The organism is Brevibacterium sp. XM4083 (assembly GCF_006489205.2).
Classification (GTDB): domain Bacteria; phylum Actinomycetota; class Actinomycetes; order Actinomycetales; family Brevibacteriaceae; genus Brevibacterium.
In genome coordinates this window covers 594,602-612,407 of record NZ_VFYR02000001.1, presented here as the reverse complement: position 1 = coordinate 612,407, position 17,806 = coordinate 594,602, and the positions used below count along the sequence as shown (strand labels likewise).

Below are 17,806 nucleotides of genomic sequence, written 5' to 3'. Positions count from 1 at the left end.
GAAACCGCTCACCCCCGACGGGCGCGGGCGACCTCGTAGAGACTCACGGCTGCGGCGATGCCGGCGTTGAGCGATTCGGTCGTCGCGGCGATCGGGATCGAGACGATCTGGTCGCACTTGTCGGCGATGAGGCGGGAGAGCCCCTTGCCCTCGGAGCCGACGACGATGCACAGCGGGTCGTTGCTGAAGGTGAGCTCGGGCAGGTCGACGTCGCCGTCCATGTCGAGGCCGACGACGAAGACGCCCTGCTTCTTCAGCTCGTCGATCGCACGGGCGAGGTTGACGACCTGCGCGACCTTGATCCGCGAGGCGGCCCCGGCCGAGGTCTTCCAGGCCGCCGCGGTCATCGATGCCGCGCGGCGTTCGGGGATGATTACCCCGTGCCCGCCGAAGGCCGCGACAGAGCGGACGATCGCGCCGAGGTTGCGCGGATCCGTGATGCCGTCGAGGGCGACGATGAGCGGAGCCTCGCCCCGATCGGCGGCGAACTCGAGGAGATCTCGGGGATCGGCGTAGTCATACGGGGGGATCTGCAGGGCGATGCCCTGGTGGATCGCATCGTCGGTGAGCCGATCGAGGTCGGACCGGCTGGCCTCGAGCATCGAGATGCCGCGGGCCGAGGCGAGCTTGATCGCCTCCTTGACCCGGTCGTCGGAGTCGATGCGGCTGGCCACGTAGAGCGCGGTCGCCGGCACCTCCTCACGGAGGGCTTCGACGACGGAGTTGCGCCCGGCGACCATGTTCGGCCCGAGCTCCTTCTTCTTCCGCTTCGCCTGCGCCGAGGCGTTGGCGGCCCGCTTCGCCTGCGCGGCCTTGTGCGCCTTGTGGTAGACGCGGTCCTCGGCCTTGGGCGTGGGCCCCTTGCCCTGCAGGCTGCGGCGGTGCTTGCCGCCGGATCCCTTGGGCGGGCCCTTCTTCTTCGACCCGCCGGAGCGTGGGTTGGAAGCCATGTCAGTCCTCTTGGTTCGTCGGTGCTGGGTGCGGTGCCCGGGTCTGCCCGGGCGCGTCCGCGGTCTCAGCTGTTCTTGAGATGGTAACGGTAACCGTCGGTCGTGTCCTCGATCGCGACACCGGCGGCGGCGAGCTGATCGCGGATCGCGTCGGCCTGTGCGTAGTCCTTCTCCGCCTTCGCCGCGATCCGCTTGGTCGCGAGGTCGCCGACGAGTGCATCGAGGGCGGCCACGGCCGGTGCGCTGCCGTCGGCACTGCCCCACACCTCGGCGCTGGGATTGACGCCGAGGATGTCGAGCATGAGCTCCACCTCGGCGACGATCCGGGCCAGGTCCGGCTTGTCGGAGCCGGCGTCGAGGAGCTTCGCGCCCTCGGTGACGCGGGCGAAGACGACAGACAGCGCACGGGGCACGCCGAGGTCGTCGTCGAGGGCGGCGGCGAAGTCGACGGGGACGTCGATGATGCGGTCGGCGTAGGAGGCTGCGACGTTCGGCAGCGGCGGCGCCTCGTCCCCGAGCGCCTGCCGGGCCCGGTCGAGGAAGTTCGAGAGCCGCTCGAGCGACGCGGCCTGGCGCTCCATCGCCTCGGGTGAGTACTCGAGCACGGAGCGGTAGCTCGCGCTCGTGAGGAAGTAGCGCACCGCGAGCGGGCTGAAGCGGGCGAAGAGGTCGGAGGCGAAGACGGAGTTGCCGAGCGACTTCGACATCTTGTCCCCGCCGACGTTGAGCAGTCCCGAGTGCATCCAGATGTTCGCGAACTCGTCACCGGCGGCGCGGGACTGGGCGAGTTCGTTCTCGTGGTGCGGGAAGCGCAGGTCGAGCCCGCCGCCGTGGATGTCGAAGTGCGACCCGAGGTACTTCGTCGACATCGCCGAGCACTCGATGTGCCAGCCCGGCCGGCCGCGTCCCCACGGGGACGGCCACGACGCGGTCTCGGGCTCGCCGGGCTTGTGCGCCTTCCACAGCGCGAAGTCCCGGGGGTCCTTCTTCCCGCGCATGTCCGAGTCCTCGGCCGGCTCCATGTCCGTCAGCCGCTGGTTCGTCAGCTCCCCGTAGTCGGGCCACGAGGTCGTCGAGAAGTAGACGTCGCCACTGTCGTCGAGCGCGGTGTAGGCGTGACCGGCATCGATGAGGCGGCTGATGAGCTCGTGCATCTCCGTGATGTGGCCGGTCGCCCGCGGTTCGTAGCTCGGCGGGAGGACGTCGAGGGCGTCGTAGGCGGCGGTGAAGGCGCGCTCGTAGAGGTAGGCGTGGGCGAACCAGGGCCGTCCCTCCTCGACGGACTTCGAGAGGATCTTGTCGTCGATGTCCGTGACGTTGCGGATGAGGGTGACGTCGTAGCCGCGGTAGAGCAGCCAGCGGCGGAGCACGTCGAAGACCGACGCGGACCGCAGGTGCCCGATGTGCGGTTCGCCCTGCACCGTGGCACCACACGCATAGATCCCGACATGGCCGTCAGTGACGGGCCGGAGATCTTCGGTCGTGCGGGTGGCGGTGTTGTACAAGGCGATAGTCACCCGCCCAAGTCTACCGGGGATGACGCCGATGCGGCTCGCTCCCGAACCGAGACCATTCGGTGCCGAATTGTGACCCGGGACACGTGATGTGCGCCACCACTCACAAGCAACTCCCAGTAAGCTGGAGGTCGATCATCCGCAATCAGGGGGCATCGACGCCTCCTGGCGGTGAACTACGAAAGGTCATCATGTCTACCACCACACCCCAGAGGGAGGTCTTCGCCACCCGCGGCGCGTTCATCTTCGCGGCCATCGGATCGGCAGTCGGCCTCGGCAACATCTGGCGCTTCCCGTATGTCACGTATGAGAACGGCGGCGGCGCCTTCATCATCCCTTACCTCGTCGCGCTGCTGACGGCGGGCATCCCGCTGCTCTTCTTCGACTACGCGATGGGTCACCGTTCCCGCGGCTCGGCGCCGCTGGCGTTCCGCATGGCGACGAAGGTCGCAGAGCCGATCGGCTGGTTCCAGACCGGTGTGGCCGTCGTCATCGGCATCTACTACGCCGCGATCATCGGCTGGGCCGGCGCGTACATGTTCTTCTCACTCAACCAGGCGTGGGGCGATGACGCGGAGACCTACTTCTTCGGCAGCTTCCTCCAGATGGGCGATCCGGGGGTCTCGTTCGAGTTCGTGCCGATGATCCTCATCCTCGTCATCGTCGTCTGGGTGATCACCCTCGCTGTGCTCCTCGGCGGCGTTCAGGCAGGCATCGCCCGCTTCTCGAAGATCTTCATCCCGCTGCTCATCATCCTCTTCCTCGCGCTCGTCATCCGCGCGCTGTTCCTGCCCGGTGCGGCCGAGGGACTCAATGCGCTGTTCACCCCGGACTTCTCGGCACTCGCCGACCCGACGGTGTGGATCGCCGCCTACGGGCAGATCTTCTTCTCACTGTCGATCGCGTTCGGCATCATGATCACGTACGCGTCGTACCTCAGGCGGAAGACGAACCTCACCGGCTCCGGCCTCGTCGTCGCGTTCTCGAACTCGGGCTTCGAGATCCTCGCCGGCATCGGCGTCTTCGCCGCGCTCGGATTCATGGCCGCGGCGTCGGGCTCGCAGGTCTCGGACGTCGCGACCAGCGGCATCGGGCTGGCGTTCGTCGCGTTCCCGACGCTGATCTCCGAGATGCCCGGTGGCGGGCTCTTCGGCTTCGCGTTCTTCGCGTGCCTCGTCTTCGCCGGCCTCACCTCGCTCATCTCGATCGTCCAGGTGCCGATCCAGGCGCTGCGTGAGAAGTTCGGGATCGGCAACAAGGCCTCGATCCTCCTCGTCGGCGGTGGCATGGCGATCATCTCGATCCTGCTCATGTCGACCGTCACCGCGCTCTACGTGCTCGACACGATGGATGCCTTCGCCAACAACATCGGCATCGTCGGCGCAGCCGTCGTCGGCCTCATCGTCGTCGGCTGGTTCGCCCGCAAGCTGCCCGTGCTGCGCGACCACCTCAATGCGATCTCGAGCTTCAAGGTGGGCTGGTTCTGGATGATCATCCTCGGCGGTGTCACCGCTCTGGTGCTCGCGTACATGCTCATCACCCAGATCATCACCTATGCCACCGAGGGCTACGAGGAATACCCTGCACTCATCATCGGCGTCTTCGGCTGGGGCATGATCGCGCTGCTCATCGTCGTCGCGATCGTCCTCTCGCTCATCAAGTGGCCGAGGAAGACGCTCGAAGAGGCGGACGCGGCGATCGCCGATTCCGTCGCCGAGGAGCAGAAGGGCCACCACACCGGTCGGCATGCCGCCGATGAGACCACCCGAGGAGGGAACTGATGGAACCGTCAGCCATCATCATGATGATCATCGCGATGGTCACGGTCTGGGGCGGCCTCATCGCCGCGATCGTGCACCTGCGCAAGCATCCGGACACCGACGTCGACTGATCACCACCTGATCAGCGCCAGCGGGGCGTCTCCCATCCTCGGGAGGCGCCCCGCTGCGCATGCGCGCTGACGTCGCCCCACCTCGGCGAGGACGTCCCGTCCATCCTGATCCCACGGAGGCCGGACGGACGTCACACGATGCGGACGCGCTGGTCGGCGGCTGCGTGACGTGGTTAGGGTGGACAGCGTACGAACCCCATCGGCGCGCAGCCGCCGCGGTCGCGCACCGATCACCTCTAGGAGGCGCAATGCCACAGACTGTCAAGGGCGTCATCGCGCGCAGCAAGGGCGCACCGGTCGAGCTCACCGACATCGTCATTCCCGATCCCGGCCCCGGTGAGGTCGTCGTCGACGTCCAGTCGTGCGGGGTCTGCCACACGGACCTCCACTACCGCGAGGGCGGGATCAGCGATGACTTCCCGTTCCTCCTCGGGCACGAGTCGGCCGGCGTCGTCTCGGAGATCGGCGAGGGGGTGACGAATGTCGAGGTCGGCGATTTCGTCATCCTCAACTGGCGCGCCGTGTGCGGCGAGTGCCGCGCGTGCAAGCGCGGGGAGCCGTGGTACTGCTTCAACACACACAACGCCGAACAGAAGATGACACTCACCGACGGCACCGAGCTCACTCCGGCCCTGGGGATCGGGTCGTTCGCGGAGAAGACGCTCGTCGCCGCCGGCCAGTGCACGAAGGTCGATGAGTCGGATCCGGCGGTCGTCGGTCTGCTCGGCTGCGGAGTCATGGCCGGCATCGGCGCGGCGATCAACACCGGCGGGGTCACACGCGGCAAGTCGGTCGCGGTCATCGGCTGCGGCGGCGTCGGCTGCGCGGCGATCGCCGGGTCCTACCTCGCCGGATCGGGCACGATCATCGCCCTCGACATCGACGACCGGAAGCTCGAGTGGGCGAAGGAGCTCGGCGCCACGGAGACCGTGAACACGAAGGGGATGAGCGAGGACGAAGTCGTCGCCGCGATCCAGGAGCGGACGAACGGCTTCGGCGCCGACGTCGTCATCGATGCGGTCGGTCGGCCGCAGACGTGGCGGCAGGCGTTCTACGGGCGCGATCTCGCCGGCACCGTCGTCCTCGTCGGCGTGCCGACCCCGGAGATGGAGCTGACCGTGCCGCTGCTCGACGTGTTCGGTCGCGGCGGCAGCCTCAAGTCCTCGTGGTACGGCGACTGCCTGCCCGAACGCGACTTCCCGATGCTCGTCGACCTCTATGAGCAGAAGCGCCTGCCGCTCGAGAAGTTCGTCACCGAGCGGATCGGCATCGGCGACGTCGAGGCGGCGTTCGCGAAGATGGAAGAGGGAACCGTGCTGCGATCGGTGGTGGAGGTCTGATGGCTGGGATCGATCATGTCGTGACGTCCGGGACGTTCTCGCTCGACGGCGGGACCTGGGATGTCGACAACAACGTGTGGATCGTCGGGGATCAGTCGGAGGTCATCGTCATCGACCCCGCCCATGATGTCGATGCCATCGCCGAGGCGGTCGGACCGAGAGAGGTCAAGGCCATCCTCCTCACGCACGGTCATGACGACCATGTCGGCGTCGTCCGTGACTTCGCGAGCCGGGTGGGCAATCCGACGATCTACCTCAACCCGGATGACTACGTGCTCTGGGACATGACCTACGAGGGCTACCGTCCCGAGGGGCAGATCGCCGATGGCGACACGTGGCGGGTCGGCGGGGTGACGATCAGGGCACTGCACACGCCGGGTCACTCCCCCGGATCGACGAGCTTCTTCATCGAGACCGGGCTGCCGGTTCCCGCCTCGGCGGGGGCGGGGTCTGCGGTCGGGCCGGTGCTCTTCTCCGGGGACACGCTCTTCAACGGCGGTCCCGGAGCGACGGGTCGCTCGCATTCGAGTTTCGAGACGATCATCGAGTCGATCAGGGATCGGCTCTTCACTCTGCCCGATCCGACGATCGTCCTCACCGGCCACGGCGAGTCGACGTCGATCGAGGCGGAGAAGCCGAGCCTCGAAGAATGGATCAAGCGGGGGCACTGAGGGTCCTGCACCGGAGCGCCTGAAGACGCAGTGTCTGCAGACTCCGCCCGGCTGCCGAGGCGCCGCGACACCGCTCACCCGGTGTCGCGGCGCTTCGGCATTCAGCCTCCGGCACGCCCACCCCGCACAGGGCAGTCCCGCCCTCACACCCCTATACACCGCGCGGCGCGTCGACCACACTGGTCTCATGGCCAAGACGAGCAGAATCATCAGCGTCTCCGTCCCCGTCAGCGACCTCGACGAGGCAACCCGCTTCTACACCGACGTCCTCGGATGCTCGGTGACCTACGACGGTGAGCCGATGCCCGGCAACCGCATCGTCGAGGTGGCACCACCGGGGTCGGACATCGCGATCGTCCTCATCCCGCAGGGCAGTCAGATCCCCGTCGCCATCCGCCTCGAGACACCCGACGCCGAGGAGGCGCACGAACGCATCTCGGCCGCCGGTGTGACGATCCACAACGACGAGGTGCTGCGCTGGCCGGGCGTCCCGCCGATGTTCTCGTTCACCGACCCCGACGGCAACGGCCTCGTCTACCTCCAGGACGACTGAGTCCCGCCTGACCTCCAGGACGACTGAGCCCCACCTGACGTCCGCGACGACCGAGTCGCGCATGCAGCCCGCGACGACCGAGCCCTGCACCCCTACACCACAACGACGGATCACCGTGTCGCACCCCACCCCGTGAGACGGGCATCACCCTGCGCCCGTTAGACTGCTCTGGTGCCTGATTCACATTCGCAGTCGCCAGTGACCGCCGACTCCGCCAAAGCCAGCCCCCAGTCCACCCCCGACGGCTCCGGCCTCAAGGCCGGAATGCGGCCCCGCCACCTCGTCATGATGAGCCTCGGCTCGGCGATCGGCGCCGGCCTCTTCGTCGGCTCCGGGGCGGGAGTCCAGGCCGCTGGGCCCGCGGTCCTCGTGTCCTACGTCGTCGCCGGCCTCATCGTCATCTTCGTCATGCGGGCGCTCGGCGAACTCGTCGCCGCCGATCCCAACCCCGGTGCGTTCTCCCACTACGCCGGCAAGGCCATGGGCCCGGCCGCCGCGTTCGCCGTCGGTGCCCTGTGGTGGGTGCAGCTGTGCCTCGTCGTCGCCGCCGAGGCGACCGCCGCCGCGCAGATCGTCGCCGGCTACCTGCCATCGGTTCCGCAGTGGGTGCTCGCGCTCATCATCATGATCGTCTTCACCGCGATCAACCTCACGACCTCCGGCAGCTTCGGTGAGTTCGAGTTCTGGTTCTCCCTCATCAAGGTCGCGTTCGTCGCCCTCTTCGTCGTCCTCGGCATCGCCTACCTGCTCGGCTGGACCCCGGCGGCTCCCCCGACCGAGATCTTCGCCGACGGCTTCATGCCCACCGGCATCCCCGGTGTCGCCGCCGGACTCCTCGTCGTCGCGTTCGCCTTCGGTGGCATCGAGATCGTCGCGGTCGCCGCCGCCGAGACCTCCGACCCCAGCCGCTCGGTGTCGAAGGCGATCAAGACGATCGTCTGGCGCATCCTCTTCCTCTACATCGGCTCGGTCGCGATCATCGTCCTCGTCCTCGACTGGACCGACCCCCGCCTCGCCGACTCGCCGTTCGTCGCCGTCCTCGACACCGCGGGACTGCCGTTCATCGCCTCCCTCCTCGCCGCCGTCATCGTCATCGCGCTGCTGTCGTCGATGAACGCGAACATCTACGGCGCCTCCCGGATGTCGTTCTCGATGGCCCGCCGCTCGATGCTGCCGTCCGGCCTCGGCCGCACGAACCGGCGCGGCGTGCCCGTCGCCGCAGTCCTCGCGACGTCTGTCTTCGGCTTCATCGCCGTCGCCCTCAACTACTTCTGGGCCGCCGAGGTGCTCGGCATCCTCCTCCAGATCGTCGGCTCGACGCTCATCGTCACGTGGGTCGCCACCCTCGTCTCGCAGCTCATCCTCCGCCGCCGCGCCGAGGCCGCCGGCACCCCGCTGCCGCTGAAGATGTGGCTGTTCCCCTGGCTGACGTACGCGGCCCTGGCCGGCATCGCCGTCATCATCATCCTCGGCCTCACCGTCGAATCGGTCCGCACCCAGATCATCGGCACGCTCATCTTCACCGTCGCCCTCTACCTCATCGGCATCGCCGTGACCCGCCGCAACCGGGCGAAGGGCATCGCCGCCGAGGTGTGACCCGAACCCTGCCGTCAGAATCGGCGTCCGTCGGCATCCTCGCCGAGGTGGTCCTCGAGTCGGTCCCTGCACCGCGCAGTCAGTGCGGTGCAGGGACCGACTCTTGTGTTTCCATCATGGAAACATTGAGGTAGAGTTTCCTCTATGGAAACACAACAGGTCTCAGACCACGACCGAGAAGAGGCGCGCCGAGCACTCCTCGCTGCGCGCCGGGAGGAAAGGAAGACCTCCTCCGGACACATCCCCAAGTGGCTGCTCGTGTACGGCGCAACCCTGAGCTTCGGCTTCGCCTGGACCAACCTCGCACCACCACCCGATTCAGCGATCACCGTCGGCGCGGTCATCGCGCTCACCACTGCCATGATCATCCAGATCGTTCTTCTCGTGAGGTATGTGTGGCACCCGAAGGGGTATCGGTTCGTCAGGATCCGGTGGAAGGTCCTCCTCACCATTGCCTGCATTGCGATGCTGCTTGTCGGCGGGACATCCGTGGTGGCGGCACTGCTCGGCAATGACAGAAACACCGTGTCCGGCGTCTGGTCGATCATCGCCGGCGTTCTCTGCCTCCTCCCGGTCCTCCTCGACGCAGCCGAGAAGCGCTGGCCGAAGCGCAAAGGACACCGCAGTGCCTGACGCCGAATTCAATCCGCTCATCCACGCCCCGATCCGCTTGCGCATCTGCGCAATGCTGTCGCAGGCGAAGGGCATCGAATTCGCCGAGATCCAGTCTCGCCTCGACATCTCCAAATCGGCGCTGAGCAAGCACCTGTCACAGCTCATCGACGCGGGCTACGTCGACGAGACGAGCATCGTCCGGCTCGGCCGCTCGCGGCAGTGGCTGTCACTGACACCGGCGGGCCTCGCCGCCTACAGATCCCACCTCGCCGCGCTGCGCCGCATCATCGACGCCGACGACTGATGGCGTCGCCCGACTCGACTGGAGTGACCCTGCGGCCTCTGCCCGGCGGACGCTGAGTTCTCAGCGCCCGCCGGTGTGCGTCCGCAGCTCAGCGGCCAGTGCGCTCAATGCCTCGTGTTCGCGGGCTGCGCTGATCCACCCGTCGAGCATCGCGAGCGTCTGGCCCTCGTGCCTGGCGAAATGGCGACCGGCATACTCGCGCATCGGGATCGGCGAAATCCGGTCGGCGGCCTCGAGCACCGCGCGAGCGACCGCCGGCACGACCGGCACCGGGACCCCGGTGACGGCACGGACCGCCTCGGCGGCGGCATCGCTCGGCAGCCGCAGATGATCGAGCAGCCGCTCCCACTCCCCTCCCCCGGCACTCAGCTGCGCGACGTACGGGATGAAGAGGGTCGGTGAGGAGATGAGGAGGTCGAGCGGCACGGTGACGACAGTCGGACCGAGCTCACGCGCCAGGGCACGCAGCGGATGCTTCGGACCGGCGGCGAGGAAGACCGGTGCCCCGAACGGTGACCAGAACCGCACTTCATGACCAGGCTCGATGTCCGGTGAGGGGGCGAGTCGTTCGGAGAGGAACGCTGGGGAGAACACGACGACCTCGGCGCCGGGAAAGAGCCCCTTCGCGACGCCGACATCCCCGCCGACCTGGCTTGTGATCGCCAGCCACCGCGGGGCGACGGCCCTGATCGCCGAGGCGACCGCCGCGTCGAGATCACCCGGCCGGGTGGTGAGGACGACGAGATCCCACGTCGTCGGCACACGGCTGCGCGTGCGCTTCCCGTGTTGCGCAGCGGCGCGGGCCCGCGCCACCGAGACTCCGGACCCGAGGGGTCCCGAGGCGACCGGGTCATCGTCGGCCGACGCGATCCGGAATCCTCCCGCATCGTCGATGCCGGCCCAATCGGTGATCGTCACCCGCCTCGTCGCGGCGACGTCGGTGACACTCCAGCCGGGTTCATCGGTGTCCGAATCGGTGGGCGCATCCAGCCACCGCACCCGCCGCGGGTAGGCTGCCCGCGGTCGCTCGAGCGGGGTTCGGGTGACGACGACCGTCTCGTGCCGACGACCGAGCAGTGCGGCACCCGCGATGCCGACGGCACCCGCACCTTGGAAGAGGATCCTCATGGCCGGTACACCAGCGCATTCGCGATCGCGGCCACGCCTTCGCCGCGGCCCGTGAGCCCGAGCGCATCCGTCGTCGTCCCCGACACGGACACCTCGGCCCCGGCCGCAGCGGACAGCGCTTCCTGCGCCTCGCTGCGCCGCTTGCCGATCTTCGGACGGTTCCCGATGACCTGGACGGCGATGTTGCCGATCTCGAACCCGGCGGCGCGGACGAGTCGGCCCGCCTCGGCGAGGAGACTCACTCCGGACGCCCCGGCGAATTCCGGGCGATCGACGCCGAAGTGCGCGCCGAGGTCGCCGATGCCGGAAGCGGAGAAGAGCGCATCACAGCAGGCGTGCGCGGCGACATCGGAGTCCGAATGGCCGTCGAGCCCACGCTCACCCGGCCACAGGAGGCCCGCGACCCAGAGTTCACGGTCGGGGTCGTCGGCGAACGCATGGACATCGACACCGATTCCGGTCCGGGGAATGGTCATCGCGGGGCTCCTAATCGGTGAGGCAGTCGCCTGCTCGGTGAGGCGGTCGTCGACTTCCAGAATAGGTGCCGGCCGGCGCGAACGCCCGAGCGCTCACACCGAGTCGGGATGCGACCGACCGCGCTCGCGGGCGATGTGCTCGGCGAGGACGAGGTCGAGCGGGTACGTGATCTTCAGCGATTCCTCGTCGCCGGGCACGGCAACGACATCGACGCCGAGGCGCTCGACGAGCCCCGCATCATCGGTCGCCGCGCGGGCGGCCTCACCCAGCGTCCGGACTTCCGCCCGGTAGCTCGCATGCGCACGGCGCAGCGTCTCGGCGGCGAAGCCCTGCGGCGTCTGGACCCGGCGCAGACTCCCCCGGTCGAGGTCGCCGCGGAGGACCTCGACATCGGCAGGCTGCTCCCGAGGTGTGTCCGGATACTCCCGAGGTGAGTCCGGCTGCTCCCCAGGTGAGTCCGGCTGCTCCCCAGGTGGAACCGGCTCGACATCGGCGTCATTGTCCAGCGGGATCCACCTCGGGGACTCTTCGGCCCGGCGGACGGTGTCGATCATCGGCAGGACGGGCACGACCGCCTCGGCGCCGGACGACACGGCGGCGGTCACCCGATCGAACACGGATGGCGGGGTGAGCGCGCGGGCGGCATCGTGGACGAGGACGGTGTCCGGGTCCCCGGCAGCTGCGAGGGCCGCTTCGACGGACTCGACACGGTCGGCGCCACCCTGGACGACGATGATCTCGATGGCCTCCGGAGGGACGCGGCCCTTTCCGGACCCAGCACCCCCGGCGAACCGTCGGCGCACCTCGGCGACCTCCGCCTCGGCCAGGGACACGAACACCTCGGGAGCCGCGACCACGATCGTGGTGGCGACTCCCGAGGTGATGATGGCGTCAAGACTGTGCGCGAGCAGAGTGCGGCCGTCCACCTGGACGAAGGCCTTCGGCTCGGTGTGCCCCAAACGCGTGCCCGACCCTGCGGCCGGGACGATGACGCAGGTGCTCAGGACGCGAGCACTTCGTCGAGGAGCGCTTCGGCTTCGGACTCCTCTTTCTTCTCCGCGAGGGCGAGCTCGGAGACGAGGATCTGGCGTGCTTTCGACAGCATGCGCTTCTCACCGGTCGACAGTCCGCGGTCCTGTTCGCGGCGCCAGAGGTCACGGACGACCTCGGCGACCTTGATCACGTCACCGGACTGCAGCTTCTCAAGATTCGCCTTGTACCGGCGAGACCAGTTGGTGGGTTCCTCGACGAATTCCGCCCGCAGGACGTTGAAGACCTTCTCCACACCCTCTTCGCCGACGACGTCACGGACGCCGACGAGATCGCAGTTCTCCGCGGGGACCTCGATGACGAGGTCACCATGGGCGACCTGGAGCTTGAGATACAGTTTCTCCTCACCTTTGATGGTTCGTTGCCTGATTTCTTGGATTGTCGCTGCACCGTGATGTGGATAGACAACAGTGTCGCCGACCTGGAAACTCATATTCTCTTCAAACCCCTTTCGCGGAATCCCAGTTTACCATGAGGCGCGCCACAGAAATCGCCCAGGATGGGGTTTCCTCATGCTAGGCTCGGCCTTTTTGGCCGCAGTCATCAGGATCTCGCCGAGGCGGCGCAGGCGTCCCAGCGGACGCGCAGAGAACACCGGTCAGGTTGTCGTCTTCGTCACCGTCGGTCACGTCGTCAGCCCGGCAACTCGGGTTGGCGTCAGCGCCTCGGGAAGTTCACAGACAAGGTTCTACAGCTGGTCAAAAACCGGGTAGTATACAGACGGATCTTGTATTGCCACTTCAAGGAGCACAATGAAACGGCACAACCGCGCAGCTCTCGCACTTGCCGCCCTCGCGCTCGTCATCCCCGTCAGCGGATGCGCGAGCCTGATCTCCCCTCAGCAGACGGCTGAGTACCGCTACAACGGCGGCGACGGCGCGTGGGGATCGGTCGGCGATGTCGAGGTGCGCGGCCTCCTGCTCATCATGGACGAGAGCGGCGAGGGCCCGGCCCAGCTGTTCTTCACGCTCATCAACAAGGGCACCGAGGCGGCCGATGTCACGGTCGCGGTCTCCGGAGACTCCTTCTCCGAGACGGTTCCCGCCGGCGAGACCTTCATCCAGGATCCCGAGAGCCCCCAGTCGACCGACAGCGAGCAGCTCATCGTCGACCCCATCGACGCGAAGCCCGGTGACCTCATCGACGTCACCGTCTCCACGGGCGGCCAGGAGCAGACCATCGAGACCCAGGTCCTCTCGAACGTCCTCCCCTACTACGAGGAGTACCTCCCGTCGGAGTCGCCGTCGGCGGTGCCGACCGACGACGCCACCGAGGAGACCTCGACCGAGGGCACCGGTACGGAGACCTCGACCCCGACCGAAGGCGCTGCGAGCACCGAAGGCACGACGTCGACCGAGGGCACGACCGCGACCGAAGGCACCGCAGCCGCCAACGGCTGACGCCGCCCACCGGGCCTCACCGGCCTTCCGGCACGCACGAACCTCCCGGCGCGCACCATCTGCGCCACAGCACGAAGGAGCCGCTCACCACAGGTGAGCGGCTCCTTGTGTATGGGTCTGTGCTCTTGGGGTGCCGGTGCTCGCGCAGGTCCTCTGTGCCGAGGCCCCGCACGCCGCAACCGTTACGCCTCGAACTTGTACCCGAGGCCGCGGACGGTGGTGAGCAGCTGCGGCTCGGACGGATTCTGCTCGACCTTCGCGCGCAGGCGCTTGACGTGGACGTCGAGGGTCTTCGTGTCCCCGACGTAGTCCTCGCCCCAGATCCGGTCGATGAGCTGACCGCGGGTCATCACGCGCCCGGAGTTGCGGACGAGGATCTCGAGGAGTTCGAACTCCTTGAGCGGCATCGACAGCTCCTCCCCGCGGACGGAGACGACGTGGCGCTCGACATCGATGCGGACTCCCCCGGCTTCGAGGATCGAATCGTCGAAGCTCTCGGCTTCGACATTGCGCCGCAGCACCGCGCGGACGCGGGCGAGGAGCTCGCGCGAGGAGTAGGGCTTCGTCACGTAGTCATCGGCACCGAGTTCGAGCCCCACGACCTTGTCGATCTCCGAGTCCTTGGCCGTGAGCATGATGATCGGCACGTTCGACTTCGCCCGCAGCTCGCGGCACACTTCGGTGCCCGAGGCACCGGGCAGCATGAGGTCGAGGAGGACGAGATCGGCGCCGTTCCGGTCGAACTCCGCGAGGGCCCTGAGGCCGTCATCGGCAACGGTCACCTCGTACCCCTCCTTGCCGAGCAGGTACGACAGCGGATCCGAGAACGAATCCTCGTCCTCAACAAGCAGAATTCGAGTCACGTCGTGAGCTTCCTTTGTTCGCTTCCAGTGGGCAAAACCTGGGCGGTCCCATTCTCCTCCGGACCCTCACCGTTGTCACCGCCGCCCGCCGAGGCGGTCCCCGGGTCACCATCGACCCTATCGCCACCGGCCTGGCCGGCACCGGGCCGCTCGTCAGCGGCCTGTGCGTCGGCGTTCTGCTCGTCCCCGGCCCGGACCGCGTCGCCCCCGGCCTGCGCCGAATGCTCGAGCAGCACCCCTTCGGGGGCGGTCGAGGTCGCCTCGGCGACGGTCTGCGTGCCGGCCAGCGGCAGGACGATCGTGAACGTCGACCCCTTGCCGAGCTGGCTCCACACCCTCACCTCGCCGCCGTGGGTGGCGACGATGTGCTTGACGATGCTGAGCCCGAGACCTGTGCCGCCGGTGATCCTCGAACGGGCGGGATCGACGCGGTAGAAGCGCTCGAAGACCCTCTCAGTGTCCTGCCGGGACAGGCCGATGCCCTGGTCGGTCACGGAGATCTCGACGCGTTCGTCGACGAGTTCGACGCCGACGCCCACGCGGGTGCCGTCGGGCGAGTAGTTGATCGCATTGTCGATGAGGTTGCGCACCGCGTTGACGAGGAGCTCGTAGTTGCCTTCGACGAGGAGGCTCGTCGGCGGGGCGATCTCGATGTGGATCCGCTTCGCCTCGGCGCGGGTGTGAGCGCGGTCGGCGGCGTCGTCGATGACCTCGGCGGCCGAGATCTTCTCCGTCGTCGACGGGGCGGCGTGGTCCTGGACGCGGGAGAGGTCGATGATCTCCTGGACGAGCTGGGTGAGGCGCTTCGATTCGCGCTGCATGCGTCCGCCGAAGCGCTCGACCGCCGCCGGGTCGTCGGAGAAGTCGGTGACCGCCTCGGCGAGGAGGGCCATCGCCCCGATCGGCGTCTTGAGCTCGTGGGAGACGTTGGCGACGAAGTCCCGACGGACGGCGTCGACGCGCTTCGACTCGGTCTGATCGTCGCAGAGGACGAGGATGAACGCGGTGCCCAGAGGTGCGATCCGCGCATGGAGGTAGCGGAGGACGGCGTCGGAGGCCTCGCGCTTCTGTTCGAGGTCGATCTCTTCGATGAGCCCCCGCGCCCGCACCCGCTCGACGACCTCGAGCATCTCCGGTGACGTCAGGGAATGCCCTCTGACCAGGCCGAACGTATAGGCGGCCGGGGAGGCTTTGACGACGTCATCGCCGGCATCGAGGACGATCGCCGCCGATTGGAGGACGGCGAGCACCTCGGCGATGCCCTCGGGCAGATCGTCTTCGGAATGCAGGTCGGCAGCATCGCGGGAGCGTTCGCTGAAACGGAACGCCAAAATGCCCGCTATGCCGAGTCCCAGGCCGACGATGCCGGTCAGGACCGCTACAATCAAGAGATCCACGTGAACAAGCTTAGGCGCAGTCTGCTTGCCGGTCGCACCGGATTCACCCGCTGACAGGGCTTTTGGCGAGGAATTCACCGAACCGCCAGTTGCCGTTCACGCGGCGATGGAAAGCTGAAGTCAGTGTGCCTGCCGGGACAAGCCGCACTGTCGAGCAGTCCGAGCACGGCCGATCCCGAGATCTGCGCCACGCACTCTCACCTCGCACGAGACAAAGGAAGCATCCTCAATGCGCGAAGTCTTCAGGAATGAGCTCGATGAGCTGGCCACCCAGCTCGTCGAGATGTCCACCAAGGTCCTCGACTCGATCCGCCTGGCGAATCAGGCCCTGCGGAGCAATGACCTCGAGCTCGCCGAACGCGTCATCGAAGCCGACGCGAAGATCGATGCCATGCAGCACACCCTCGACCAGCAGGCCGCCGAGATCCTCGCCCTCCAGGGTCCCGTCGCCTCCGATCTGCGCGCCGTCATCGGCGCGTTGCGGATGAGCGCCTCACTCGAGCGCATGGGCGACCTTGCTCGTCACATCGCCCAGCAGGTGCGCATCCGCTACCCCGAATCCGCGATCCCCAAGCACTTCGAGCCGACGTTCCTGCGGATGGGCGATTCGGCGGAGAAGATCGCCGAGGCGACCGAGAACCTCCTCAACAACCCCGGCCTGTCGATGGTCCCGACGATCAACGCGATCGACGAGGAGCTCGACGAGCTCCACCTCTCCGTGTTCGCGCAGCTCGCCGACGCCCCCGCCGAGGACCTCGCCCCGCGCCACATCGCCGATGTCACGCTGCTCTCGCGCTACTACGAGCGTTTCGGCGATCACGCCGTGTCGGTCTCGCAGAAGGTCGAATACCTGCTCACCGGCAACTGGGAGCCCTACCTGTCCCGGAAGTGAGCGCGAGCCCCGGTTCCCGTGAACTCAGGTTCGGCTGAGCCCGGGTTTACCTGAGCCCGGGTTGACCTGAACCCGGGTTGACCCGATCCCGGGCCCGTACTGACGACGATCGCCGAGGTGGTTGACCCACCTCGGCGATCGTCGTTTCCGTGTCCGCTGGGCGCGTCTCTGCTCAGCGCATCAGGGTGCCCCGCTCACCCCGAGACGGCGTTCGCGGGCGCCTCTCGGGCGACGACGTCACGTCTGCGTCGGCGGGGCACCCCCCTGATCCCTCGCGCGATCGTCCGATGCACCCCCGTCGTCACCGCGACGCCGAGGATGAGGAGGGCCCCGCCGATGAGTTCGGGCACCGTCGGCCGGTCGCCGAGGACGAGCCACGCCGCGCCGACCCCGACGGGCGGGACGAGGAGCGTGAACGGGGCGACCTGCGAGGCGGGGAACCGGGCGAGCAGGGAGTTCCAGATGACGTACCCGATGAGCGAGGCGACGCCGGCGGTGTAGACGACCGAGGCGAGGACACCCCACGTCGGGTGCGTGAGGGAGGCGACCACCTCGGTGGGGCCGTCGATGAGCAGGGAGAGCCCGAGCATCGGCAGCGGCACGACGAGACCCGACCACACGGTCATCTGCAGTCCGCTGATGCCCGGCTTCACCCCGCGGGCGATGACGTTGCCGATCGCCCAGGACAGTGCGGCACCGAGGCAGACGACGAAGGCGACGACGGGGATCGACGCCTGGAGGCTCAGGCCGATGACGGCGAGGCCCGCGACGCCGATGAGGATGCCGATGATCTGGCGCCGGTTGGGGATCTCCCGCAGCGCGAGCGCGGCGACGAGGACGGTGAAGGCGGCCTGGATCTGGAGGATGATCGAGGACAGCCCGACGGGGAGGCCGAGGAAGAGCGAGGTGTAGAGGAGCCCGAACTGCCCGGCGGACATGAAGACGCCGATGAGGAGGATGCGCCCGAAGCTGCCGCGCGGGAAGGGCACGAAGAGGATCGCGGGGATGACGACGACGGTGAACCGCGCCGCGACGAGGAGGAGGGGCGGCCAGTCCCGGAGTCCGAAGTCGATGAAGATGAAGTTGACGCCCCAGAGGACGACGACGAGGAGGGCGAGGAGGTAATGGACGGGGCGCATGACTTCAGGATCTCAGCGCCCAGCTA

At 67.8% G+C, this 17,806-nt stretch carries 19 protein-coding genes; 10 read left to right on the top strand and 9 right to left on the bottom strand.

Annotated elements, in window-relative coordinates:
* Positions 1-8: 8 nt before the first annotated feature.
* Positions 9-950 (bottom strand): 23S rRNA (guanosine(2251)-2'-O)-methyltransferase RlmB, encoded by a 942-nt coding sequence (rlmB, locus tag FJ887_RS02625; RefSeq protein WP_137825669.1) that lies wholly within the window; start codon positions 948-950, stop codon positions 9-11.
* Positions 951-1,015: 65 nt separating this feature from the next.
* The gene (gene cysS / locus FJ887_RS02620; RefSeq protein ID WP_137825670.1) at positions 1,016-2,467 is read right to left on the bottom strand and encodes a cysteine--tRNA ligase; all 1,452 of its coding nucleotides are present in this window, start codon (positions 2,465-2,467) and stop codon (positions 1,016-1,018) included.
* Positions 2,468-2,655: 188 nt separating this feature from the next.
* On the opposite strand from cysS, the gene FJ887_RS02615 reads away from it, so the two are divergent.
* The 8 genes from FJ887_RS02615 to FJ887_RS02580 all read left to right on the top strand — a co-directional run bounded on the left by FJ887_RS02615 (position 2,656) and on the right by FJ887_RS02580 (position 9,434).
* A complete protein-coding gene (locus FJ887_RS02615; protein ID WP_137825671.1) occupies positions 2,656-4,245 on the top strand; it encodes a sodium-dependent transporter in 1,590 nt (529 codons plus the stop codon).
* On the top strand, positions 4,245-4,355 hold the full coding sequence (locus FJ887_RS02610; protein ID WP_137825672.1) for a methionine/alanine import family NSS transporter small subunit: 111 nt from the start codon (positions 4,245-4,247) through the stop codon (positions 4,353-4,355). The genes FJ887_RS02615 and FJ887_RS02610 overlap by 1 nt, the downstream gene beginning before the upstream one ends.
* Positions 4,356-4,603: 248 nt before the next feature.
* Complete coding sequence (locus FJ887_RS02605) at positions 4,604-5,695, top strand: S-(hydroxymethyl)mycothiol dehydrogenase (protein WP_137825673.1); 1,092 nt, start codon at positions 4,604-4,606, stop codon at positions 5,693-5,695.
* A complete protein-coding gene (locus FJ887_RS02600) occupies positions 5,695-6,366 on the top strand; it encodes an MBL fold metallo-hydrolase (RefSeq protein WP_137825674.1) in 672 nt (223 codons plus the stop codon). Before FJ887_RS02605 ends, FJ887_RS02600 begins: the two co-directional genes overlap by 1 nt.
* 187 nt (positions 6,367-6,553) lie before the next feature.
* A complete protein-coding gene (locus FJ887_RS02595) occupies positions 6,554-6,919 on the top strand; it encodes a VOC family protein (RefSeq protein WP_137825675.1) in 366 nt (121 codons plus the stop codon).
* Positions 6,920-7,117: 198 nt separating this feature from the next.
* A complete protein-coding gene (locus tag FJ887_RS02590) occupies positions 7,118-8,515 on the top strand; it encodes an amino acid permease (RefSeq protein ID WP_137825704.1) in 1,398 nt (465 codons plus the stop codon).
* A 144-nt stretch (positions 8,516-8,659) separates the two neighbouring features.
* Entirely contained in the window at positions 8,660-9,148 is a 489-nt protein-coding gene (locus tag FJ887_RS02585; RefSeq protein ID WP_249356778.1) for a hypothetical protein, read from the top strand.
* Entirely contained in the window at positions 9,141-9,434 is a 294-nt protein-coding gene (locus FJ887_RS02580) for a transcriptional regulator (protein ID WP_249356779.1), read from the top strand. Before FJ887_RS02585 ends, FJ887_RS02580 begins: the two co-directional genes overlap by 8 nt.
* Positions 9,435-9,494: 60 nt before the next feature.
* On the opposite strand, the gene FJ887_RS02575 is transcribed toward FJ887_RS02580, so the two are convergent.
* The 4 genes from FJ887_RS02575 to FJ887_RS02560 all read right to left on the bottom strand — a co-directional run bounded on the left by FJ887_RS02575 (position 9,495) and on the right by FJ887_RS02560 (position 12,522).
* The gene (locus FJ887_RS02575) at positions 9,495-10,562 is read right to left on the bottom strand and encodes a hypothetical protein (protein ID WP_137825677.1); all 1,068 of its coding nucleotides are present in this window, start codon (positions 10,560-10,562) and stop codon (positions 9,495-9,497) included.
* The gene (gene ispF / locus FJ887_RS02570; RefSeq protein ID WP_137825678.1) at positions 10,559-11,038 is read right to left on the bottom strand and encodes a 2-C-methyl-D-erythritol 2,4-cyclodiphosphate synthase; all 480 of its coding nucleotides are present in this window, start codon (positions 11,036-11,038) and stop codon (positions 10,559-10,561) included. The genes FJ887_RS02575 and ispF overlap by 4 nt, the downstream gene beginning before the upstream one ends.
* Before the next feature lie 93 nt (positions 11,039-11,131).
* Positions 11,132-12,028 (bottom strand): IspD/TarI family cytidylyltransferase, encoded by an 897-nt coding sequence (locus FJ887_RS02565; RefSeq protein WP_137825679.1) that lies wholly within the window; start codon positions 12,026-12,028, stop codon positions 11,132-11,134.
* A gap of 11 nt (positions 12,029-12,039) precedes the next feature.
* On the bottom strand, positions 12,040-12,522 hold the full coding sequence (locus FJ887_RS02560; protein WP_137825680.1) for a CarD family transcriptional regulator: 483 nt from the start codon (positions 12,520-12,522) through the stop codon (positions 12,040-12,042).
* A 319-nt stretch (positions 12,523-12,841) separates the two neighbouring features.
* On the opposite strand from FJ887_RS02560, the gene FJ887_RS02555 reads away from it, so the two are divergent.
* Complete coding sequence (locus FJ887_RS02555) at positions 12,842-13,489, top strand: hypothetical protein (RefSeq protein ID WP_137825681.1); 648 nt, start codon at positions 12,842-12,844, stop codon at positions 13,487-13,489.
* A 182-nt stretch (positions 13,490-13,671) separates the two neighbouring features.
* On the opposite strand, the gene FJ887_RS02550 is transcribed toward FJ887_RS02555, so the two are convergent.
* Together FJ887_RS02550 and FJ887_RS02545 are read right to left on the bottom strand one after the other, a co-directional pair.
* Positions 13,672-14,352, bottom strand: a complete 681-nt coding sequence (locus FJ887_RS02550) for a response regulator (RefSeq protein ID WP_137825682.1) — start codon at positions 14,350-14,352, stop codon at positions 13,672-13,674.
* On the bottom strand, positions 14,349-15,749 hold the full coding sequence (locus FJ887_RS02545) for a sensor histidine kinase (protein WP_249356781.1): 1,401 nt from the start codon (positions 15,747-15,749) through the stop codon (positions 14,349-14,351). The genes FJ887_RS02550 and FJ887_RS02545 overlap by 4 nt, the downstream gene beginning before the upstream one ends.
* A 229-nt stretch (positions 15,750-15,978) precedes the next feature.
* Here FJ887_RS02545 and phoU point away from each other — a divergent pair, with 229 nt between their 5' ends.
* Positions 15,979-16,641, top strand: coding sequence for a phosphate signaling complex protein PhoU (gene phoU, locus FJ887_RS02540; RefSeq protein ID WP_137825683.1), 663 nt, complete (start codon positions 15,979-15,981; stop codon positions 16,639-16,641).
* Positions 16,642-16,835: 194 nt separating this feature from the next.
* On the opposite strand, the gene FJ887_RS02535 is transcribed toward phoU, so the two are convergent.
* Positions 16,836-17,780 carry an EamA family transporter gene (locus FJ887_RS02535; protein WP_137825684.1) on the bottom strand — a complete coding sequence of 315 codons (945 nt, stop codon included), beginning with the start codon at positions 17,778-17,780 and terminating at the stop codon, positions 16,836-16,838.
* Between the last annotated feature and the right edge of the window lie 26 nt (positions 17,781-17,806).